6 protein-coding genes are annotated in these 8,539 nt (G+C 73.7%); 4 read left to right on the forward strand and 2 right to left on the reverse strand.

The annotated features are described in order from the left end of the window. Nucleotides 1–1,050, reverse strand: a complete 1,050-nt coding sequence (locus WDV06_RS25105; RefSeq protein WP_395512040.1) for an endonuclease/exonuclease/phosphatase family protein — start codon at nucleotides 1,048–1,050, stop codon at nucleotides 1–3. A gap of 307 nt (nucleotides 1,051–1,357) precedes the next feature. On the opposite strand from WDV06_RS25105, the gene panB reads away from it, so the two are divergent. The 3 genes from panB (at nucleotide 1,358) to WDV06_RS25120 (ending at nucleotide 4,178) form a co-directional block, all read left to right on the forward strand. Continuing rightward, nucleotides 1,358–2,218 (forward strand): 3-methyl-2-oxobutanoate hydroxymethyltransferase, encoded by an 861-nt coding sequence (panB, locus tag WDV06_RS25110; protein ID WP_395512041.1) that lies wholly within the window; start codon nucleotides 1,358–1,360, stop codon nucleotides 2,216–2,218. 101 nt (nucleotides 2,219–2,319) lie between these two features. Next, entirely contained in the window at nucleotides 2,320–3,342 is a 1,023-nt protein-coding gene (locus WDV06_RS25115) for an ATP-binding cassette domain-containing protein (RefSeq protein WP_395512042.1), read from the forward strand. Beyond that, on the forward strand, nucleotides 3,339–4,178 hold the full coding sequence (locus WDV06_RS25120; RefSeq protein WP_395512043.1) for an ABC transporter permease: 840 nt from the start codon (nucleotides 3,339–3,341) through the stop codon (nucleotides 4,176–4,178). The genes WDV06_RS25115 and WDV06_RS25120 overlap by 4 nt, the downstream gene beginning before the upstream one ends. A 59-nt stretch (nucleotides 4,179–4,237) precedes the next feature. On the opposite strand, the gene WDV06_RS25125 is transcribed toward WDV06_RS25120, so the two are convergent. Beyond that, nucleotides 4,238–7,540 (reverse strand): AfsR/SARP family transcriptional regulator, encoded by a 3,303-nt coding sequence (locus WDV06_RS25125; RefSeq protein WP_395512044.1) that lies wholly within the window; start codon nucleotides 7,538–7,540, stop codon nucleotides 4,238–4,240. A 62-nt stretch (nucleotides 7,541–7,602) separates the two neighbouring features. Here WDV06_RS25125 and WDV06_RS25130 point away from each other — a divergent pair, with 62 nt between their 5' ends. Continuing rightward, nucleotides 7,603–8,403, forward strand: coding sequence for a site-2 protease family protein (locus WDV06_RS25130; RefSeq protein WP_395512045.1), 801 nt, complete (start codon nucleotides 7,603–7,605; stop codon nucleotides 8,401–8,403). The last annotated feature ends 136 nt before the right edge of the window (nucleotides 8,404–8,539 follow it).

Genomic DNA, 8,539 nt, shown 5'->3' on the forward strand with positions numbered 1-8,539 from the left:
CTACTTGCGGACCGTGAGCCGCGCGGCGACCGGGAGGTGGTCGCTGCCCGTGCGGGGCAGGGTCCAGGAGGCCTCCGGCTTCACCCCGCGCACCATGATCTGGTCGATGCGGGCCATCGGGAACTGGGCGGGCCAGCTGAAGCCGAAGCCGTTGCCGGCCGCGCCCTGGGTGGAGCGCATCTGCGAGGTGACCTCGGACAGGGAGCGGTCGTTCATCGTGCCGTTGAGGTCCCCGAGCAGGACGACGTTCTTCAGCGGCTCGGCGGCGAGGGCGGCGCCCAGCGCGTCGGCGCTGTTGTCGCGCTGGTTGGCGGTGAACCCGGCGTTGAGCTTGACCCGCACCGACGGCAGGTGGGCGACGTAGACGCCCAACTCGCCGAAGGGGCCGGCGACGGTGGTGCGCATGGCCCGGGTCCAGCCCAGCCGGATGTCCACGGGCTTGCTGGAGGTCAGGGGGTACTTGCTCCACACGCCGACGGTCCCCTCGACGGCGTGGTACTTGTACGTGCCGCCCAGGGCCTCCTCGTAGATCGGGACGGCACCGGCCTTGAGCTCGGTCAGGGCCAGGACGTCGGCCCCGGACTTGGCGACGGAGCGGGCCGTGCCGCGCGGGTCGGGGTTGTCGGCGTCGACGTTGTGGGCGGCGACCATCAGGTTGCCGCCGGTGTCCGACTTGTCGCTGACCAGTCCGCCGAAGAGGTTCACCCAGACCGCGGCGGTCAGCAGTATCGCCAGCAGGGCGGTCGCGGACCGGCGGACCACCGCGATGACCAGCAGGACCGGCACGAACACGCCCAGCCAGGGCAGGAAGGTCTCGGTGAGGCTGCCGAGGTTGCCGACGTCGTTGGGCAGCTCGGCGTGGAAGACCATGATCCCGGAGGTCAGCAGCGCGAAGGCCGCGGTGACGATCCCCCGCTTCCAGATGCCCGGATCGCGGCGCAGTTCCGCCAGTTGGCGGCGCAGCGCGTCCCATCGGCGTCGCAGGCCGGATCCGGAGGGCCCGGGCTCGGAGCCGCCGTTCCCCGTCTCCGTCAGGTACGCCTGTGCCATGCCATGTCCTCGCTGCCGTGCTCGCGCTCCGTCCCCGCACCTTGACCCTAGGCGATGTCGGGAGCCTTCCGTGCCGTCCTTCGCGGCCGTACGACCGGGAGGACGAACGGCCGTGCGGCCGGGGTTCCGCTTGTCACGAAACGCGCACATTGGCTCCGGTGCGCCTGGAGCCGGGCCAGGAGTGTGACGGACCGGTCAGTGCGCCACGGCTGCGCCACTTCCGTCCGCGCCCGGACGGGTGCCACCATGGTGGGTGAGTCCGGGGACGCCGTGAGGGCGCCTCGAGATGACACAAGGAGCAGTTGCAATGACGCATGCCGTTTCGCCTGCCCGCGAAGCAGCCTCCCCCACCCTGTACGGAGGCACGGGCACCCGGCGGATCACCGTCCGCGACCTCACCCTGGCCAAGGAGCGCGGCGAGAAGTGGCCGATGCTCACCGCCTACGACGCCATGACGGCGTCCGTGTTCGACGAGGCCGGCATCCCGGTCATCCTCGTCGGCGACTCGATGGGCAACTGTCACCTCGGCTACGAGACCACCGTCCCCGTGACGATGGACGAGATGACCCTGCTGTCGGCGGCCGTCGTCCGGGGCACCAGCCGGGCCCTGGTCGTCGGCGACCTGCCGTTCGGCTCCTACCAGGAAGGCGCCGTGCAGGCGCTGCGCAGCGCCACCCGGCTGGTCAAGGAGGCCGGGGTCGGGGCCGTGAAGCTGGAGGGCGGCGAGCGCTCGCTGGCCCAGACCGAGCTGATCGTCCAGTCCGGCATCCCGGTCATGTCCCACCTGGGCCTGACCCCGCAGTCCGTGAACGCCATGGGCTACCGGGTGCAGGGCCGCGGCGACGAGGCCGCGCACCAGCTGCTGCGCGACGCCAAGGCGGCGCAGGACGCCGGCGCCTTCGCGGTGGTGCTGGAGCTGGTCCCGGCCGAGCTCGCCGCCGAGGTCACGCGGTCCCTGCACATCCCGACCGTCGGCATCGGGGCGGGCGCGGAGTGCGACGCGCAGGTGCTGGTGTGGACCGACATGATGGGCCTGACCGGGGGGAAGATGCCGCGGTTCGTGAAGCAGTACGCGAACCTCCGCGCCACCATGGGTGACGCGGCGAAGGCCTTCGCCGAGGACGTGGTCGGCGGATCGTTCCCGCAGCCGGAGCACGCCTTCCACTAGCAAGCCGCGGACGGCCCGCCGACAGCCCCCTCCGGGATGTCGGCGGGCCGTCGGTGCGCCGTCGGCCGGCTGTCGGGGCTTTGTCGGTGGCGGCTGGTCCCATGGTGGACATGACGCGAAACGACAAGACTCCCCACGCCGTCGAAGTGCGGGGGCTGGTGAAGCACTACGGCGACACGAAGGCCCTGGACGGGGTCGACCTCTTCGTCCGCGAGGGCACCGTGCTCGGTGTCCTCGGTCCGAACGGCGCGGGCAAGACCACCCTGGTCCGCTGCCTGTCCACCCTGATCGTGCCCGACGCCGGCACGGCGACGGTCGCCGGCTACGACGTGGTCCGCCAGCCGCGGCAGCTGCGCCGCACCATAGGCCTGACCGGCCAGTACGCCTCGGTCGACGAGAAGCTCTCCGGCTGGGAGAACCTCTACATGATCGGCCGGCTGCTGGACCTGTCCCGCAAGGAGGCCCGGTCCCGGGCCGACGAGCTGCTGGAGCGGTTCTCGCTCACCGAGGCGGCGAAGAAGGCCGCGATGAACTACTCCGGCGGCATGCGCCGCCGCCTCGACCTGGCGGCCTCGATGATCGGCCGTCCGGCCGTCCTCTACCTGGACGAGCCGACCACCGGTCTGGACCCCCGTACCCGCAACGAGGTGTGGGACGAGGTGCAGCGGATGGTCGCCGAGGGGGCCACGGTCCTGCTCACCACGCAGTACATGGAGGAGGCCGAGCAGCTGGCGAGCGAGCTGACGGTCATCGACCGCGGCAAGGTCATCGCCAACGGCAAGGTCGACGAGCTGAAGGCGCGCGTCGGCGGCCGGACCCTGCGGATCCGCCCGGTGGCCTCCGCCGACCTGCCGGACATGGCCCGCGCCCTGTCCGAGGCCGGTCTCGACGGGGTGGCCGGCGCCCAGGCCGTACCGGACGAGGGCGTCCTCCTCGTCCCGATCCTCAGCGACGAGCAGCTGACCGCCGTCGTCGGCCTGCTGGCCGGCCGCGGGTACGCGATCGCCGACCTCGGCACCTACCTGCCCAGCCTCGACGAGGTGTTCCTCTCCATCACCGGACAGCGGCCCGCCGTGTCCGGGAACTCCGTTCCCACCGAGAAGACCGAGGAGGTCGCGGTATGAGCACCGTCACCACCACCAAGCCCGCGGCCCCCCGGGTCGCCGCGGCGGCCCCGTCCGAGGACGGCCGGATCGGCCTGCGGGGCAACCTGCGGCACATCGGCGCCCTGGTGCGCCGCAACGCCCTCCAGATCAAGCAGGACCCGGAGTCGATGTTCGACGCCGTGTTCATGCCGATCATCTTCACGCTGCTGTTCGTGTTCGTCTTCGGCGGCGCGATGTCCGGCAAGGGCAACCAGGAGCAGTACGTCAACTACCTGGTGCCCGGTCTGATGGCGATGATGGGCATGAACATCGCCATGGGCGTGGGCACGGGCGTCAACGACGACTTCAAGAAGGGCGTGATGGACCGGTTCCGGTCCATGCCGATCGCCCGGTCCTCGGTGCTCATCGCGAAGATCGTGGTCGAGCTCGGCCGGATGATGGTCGCCATCGCGATCCTGCTCGCCGTGGGCTTCATGCTGGGCCTGTCCGTCCACTCGGTGCCGGACCTGCTGCTGGCCATCGGGCTGTCGGCGGTCTTCGGCGCCTCCCTGATGTGGATCTTCATCCTGCTGGGTCTGACGATGAAGACCGCGCAGGCCGTCCAGGGCATGGCGATGCTCGTCCTGATGCCGCTGCAGTTCGGCAGCTCGATCTTCGCCAAGCCGACGACCATGCCGGGCTGGCTCCAGGCCTTCACCGACTACAACCCGCTGTCGAACCTGGCCGACGCGGCACGCGGCCTGATGAACGGCACGCCGCTGGGCCACTCGGTGTGGATCACCCTGGCCTGGTCGGTGGCGATCACCGCGGTCCTCATGCCGCTCGCGGTGCGCAGGTTCCGCCAGAAGACCTGATCCGGGCGGACGGTCCGTTCCGGATCGCGTCCCGGACCGGGCCCCGTACGGGGGGCGGGTCAGTAGAGGGCGGCGGCCTCCTCCATCGTGAGGCCGCCGCCTTCGGCGTGCGCCGCCTCGTACGCCTCGTCGCCGAGCGCCGCCCGCGCGAGTTCCTCGGCGCGGGCGGCGTCCTCGCGTTCCGCGGTGACCGGGACGTGCCGGGGCGGCAGGTTCGCCTCGTAGGCGCCGACCAGCCGGGCCGCCTCGTAGGCCCGCCGCGGCCCGCCGAGCGAGGCGAGGGAGACGGCGGCCGTCACCAGGAACACGGCGGGCAGCTGCGGGGCGACCATCGTCGCGAGCGGGTGGCGCATGGCCCCCTCGGCCTCCCTGATCCGGTCCAGGGCGTCCTCGTACCTGCCCTCCCGGTTGTCCAGCCAGGCGGTGGTCGCGTGCAGGAACACGTCGAAGACGGCGAACGCGCCGAGGGCGAACTCCTCGCGCAGGACGGCGATCTGGGCGCGGGCCTCGGGGATCCGGCCGGTGCGGCCGAGGAGTCCGGCGTAGAACATCCGGGCGGCGGGCATGGCCTCGTTGCCGAACCGCTGCCCGCCGGCGGTGATCTCGCCGAGGATCTCCTCGGCCTCCTCCAGCCGGCCGCTCTCGATGAGGGTCCCGGCCATCCGCACGCGCAGCACCGTCACCTGGGCGCGGGCGCCCAGCCGTTCGGCGTGGGTGACGGCTGCGAGGTAGTCCTGGCAGGCGAGTTCGTACGCGCCGCTCTTCTCCCGGGCCTCGGCGCGGGCGGACAGCGCCTCGGCGCAACCCCAGTCGTCCCCGAGCTCGCGGAAGAGGGCGAGGCTCTCGTCGGCGTCGCGCGAGGCGTCGCCGGCCCAGTCGGCGCGGTTGGCGAGGACGTTGGCCCGCAGCTGGAGGGCGGAGGCGAGCTCCCAGTCGTAGCCGAGTTCGCGGGCGGCGGTGACGGTCTCGTCGACGACGCGTTTCAGCAGCCCGGGCTTCCCCGCGATCATCACGGCGTAGACCCACAGCGAGCCGGGGATCCGGCAGGTCTGCGGGAGGCCGGGCCGGTAGGTGGCGAGGATGCCCTCCACCTCGGCGCGGACGTCGGGGCTGTCCCATGTGGTGGACGTGTGGTCGCGGGAGGACAGGCGTAGCAGGTGCACGGCCCGCCAGGCCTCGGCGAGGACCTCGCCGGAGTAGGGCGGGGGTGAGTCCAGGAGCCGTTCGTGGACGGGACCGGCCAGGGCGTGGGGCGGTGCGAAGGGGTCGGGGCCGAGGGTGGCGGCGGCCTCGGTCCAGTGCCGTATCTCGGCGCGCAGGTCCTGCATGTGCCAGTACCAGCCGAGGGCGTGGACCAGGCACAGGACCTCGCAGGTGTCGCGGGTGGCGAGGGCGCGGCGCAGGGCGGTGCGGAGGTTCTCGTACTCGGCGGCGATGCGGTCGGCGGCCGCGCGCTGGCCGTGTCCGCGCAGCCGGGGCTCGGTGGTGCGGGCGAGTTCGCGGTAGTGGACGAGGTGGCGGTGCTCGGTCTCGTCGCGGTCGCGGCCCGCTCCGGCCTCGTCGAGGCGTTCGGCGGCGTACTCGCCGACGGTCTCCAGGAGGCGGTAGCGCATGTCGCCGGCCGGACCGGGGGCGGCGACGACGAGGGACTTGTCGACGAGGGCCGCCATGAGGTCGGCGACGTCGAGCCCGCTGCCGTCCGCGCAGACGGCCTCGGCGGCCTCCAGGTCGCAGCCGCCGGCGAAGACGGACAGCCGGCGCAGTACGGCCCGTTCGGGCTCGTCGAGGAGGTCCCAGGACCAGTCGACGACGGCGCGCAGGGTCTGCTGGCGGGGCAGTACGGTGCGGGCGCCGCCGGTGAGCAGGCGGAAGCGGTCGTCGAGCCGGTCGGCGATCTGGCGGGGGGTCAGGAGCCGCAGCCGGGCGGCGGCCAGTTCGATGGCGAGCGGCAGTCCGTCGAGGCGTCGGCAGATCTCGGCGGCGGCCTCGGGGTCGTCGGCGACCCGGAAGCCGGGCCGGGCGGCGGCGCCGCGGTCGTCGAGCAGCCGCAGGGCGACGGGGTCGGGCAGCGGTTCGACGGGCCGCAGGAACTCGCCGGGCACGCCGAGGGGTTCCCGGCTGGTGGCGAGGATGCGCACGCCGGGGCACTGGGTCAGGATCCGCTCGGCGAGCTCGGCGGCGGCCCCGATCACGTGCTCGCAGTTGTCGAGGAGCAGCAGGAGGCGGCGCCGGGAGCAGTGCTCGGCGAGCCGGTCGAGGGGCCGGTCTCCGGTGCGGTCGGTGAGCGCGCGCAGCTCCTCGGCGGCGGCGCCGCGGAGCCTGGTCTCGCGGGCGCCGACGGCGGCGAGGGCGGCTTCGGCGACGTCCTCGGGGTCGTCGACCGGTGCCAGTTCGACGAGCCAGACCCCGTCGGGCCAGTCGGCCGCGGGGTGCGCTTCGGCGGCCTCCTGCGACAGCCGGGTCTTGCCGGCCCCGCCGGGACCGAGGAGGGTGACGAGCCGGGCCCCGGCGAGGTCGTTCCCGATGACCTTGATGTCCTCCTCCCGGCCGACGAAGGTGGTCAGCCGCGCCCTCAAGTTCCCGGCGGCACCCCCGGCCGGGTCCCCGGGGTACGGGGCGGCGGGGGTGGGCGGGGGCGGCTGGGGGGCGGGGGCGCCCGAGAGGAGTTCGGTGTGCAGGGCGCGCAGGGCCGGGCCCGGGTCCGTGCCGAGGCGGTCGGAGAGGTCCCGGCGGACGGTCTCGTAGGCGGCCAGGGCCTCGGCGGGGCGGCCCGCTGCGCGGAGGGCCCGGATGCGGAGGGTCTGCAGGGACTCGTCCAGGGGGTGGCGGGCGCACAGTTCGGTCAGCTCCGGCAGGGCCTGTTCCGCCTCGCCCAGGGCCAGTGCCGCGCCGAGCCGGCCCCGGCGCGCGTCCATCCGTACGGCCTCCCAGCGCGCGGACTCGGCCGCCGGATCCGGGAGGGAGGCCAGCGCGGGGCCCCGCCACAGGGCGAGGGCCTCGTCGTACAGGGCCGCCGCCCGGGCGGGGTCCGGGGCGGCCGCGGCGGAGCGCACGAGCCCTTCGAAGCGGTACAGGTCGATGTCGTCGCGCCCGGCCTCCAGCCGGTAGCCGCCCTCCGCGGAGCGCACCGCCCCGTGTCCCAGGGCCCGCCGCAGCCGGGCCACCAGGGCCTGGAGCGCGGCGGGGGCGTCGGCCGGCGGGTCGGCGTCCCACACCTCGGCGACGAGCAGCCCGGCCGGCACGGTCCGGCCGGGGCGCAGCGCGAGGGCGGTCAGGAGGGCGCGCAGGCGCGCTCCGCCGACGGCGACGGGGGTGCCGTCGTCGCGGATGGCCTGGGCGGTGCCGAGAATCGCGTAGCGCACCGGCCCATTGTCCCCGGCCCCCGGGGGCCTTCGGGCCAGGCGTCCGGGATAGGTTTCGCCGCATGGTTCACCAGAATGGCCGCAGTGAGCGGCGTATCAGTTCCGTTTTCCTCGGCATCGTCGCCGTCATGGCGGTGACGGGCTGGGCGGTGTGGACGGGGTACGCGGCGAGCCCGGGGCTGGCCGTGTTCCTCTTCGTCACCTCGGCGTGGGTGGTCTCGCTGTGCCTGCACGAGTACGCGCACGCCCGGACCGCGCTGCACGGCGGTGACATCACGGTCGGCGCCAAGGGCTATCTGACGCTGAACCCGCTGAAGTACACGCACGCGCTGCTCAGCATCGTGCTGCCGGTGGTCTTCGTGATCCTGGGCGGGCTGGGCCTGCCCGGCGGAGCCGTGTACATCGAGCGCGACCGGATCCGGGGCCGCTGGCGGCACAGCCTGGTGTCGGCGGCCGGTCCGCTGACGAACGTGGCCTTCGCCGCCGTGTGCACGGCGCCGTTCTGGCTGGACGCCCTCGACGGGGTGCCGGTGACGTTCCGCTTCGCGCTGGCGTTCCTGGCGCTGCTCCAGGTCTCGGCGGCGATCCTGAACTTCCTGCCGGTGCCGGGCCTGGACGGTTACGGGGTCATCGAGCCCTGGCTGTCGCACCGCGCCCGCCGCGAGCTCGCGCCGCTGGCGCCTTTCGCGCTGATCGGGGTGTTCGCGCTGCTGTGGATCCCGCAGGTGAACCAGGTCTTCTTCGACGTGGTCCAGGCGGTCCTGCGCACGCTGGGCGTGTCGGACCTGGAGACGTACTGCGGCCACGACCTGTACCGCTTCTGGCTCGAACAGGACGGCTTCTGCTCGGTCCCGACCGACTGACGGCGGACGGCGCGACGCGCCCCTCCAGGGGCGGGGGGGGGGGGGCCCGCGGGGCGCCCCCCCCCGGCCCCCCGCGGGGCGGTGCGTGCGGGCGGGCGGGTTTGCGGCTTGGGGGGGGGGGGGGGGGGGGGGGGGG

The organism is Streptomyces racemochromogenes (genome assembly GCF_044129415.1).
Lineage (GTDB): Bacteria > Actinomycetota > Actinomycetes > Streptomycetales > Streptomycetaceae > Streptomyces > Streptomyces racemochromogenes_A.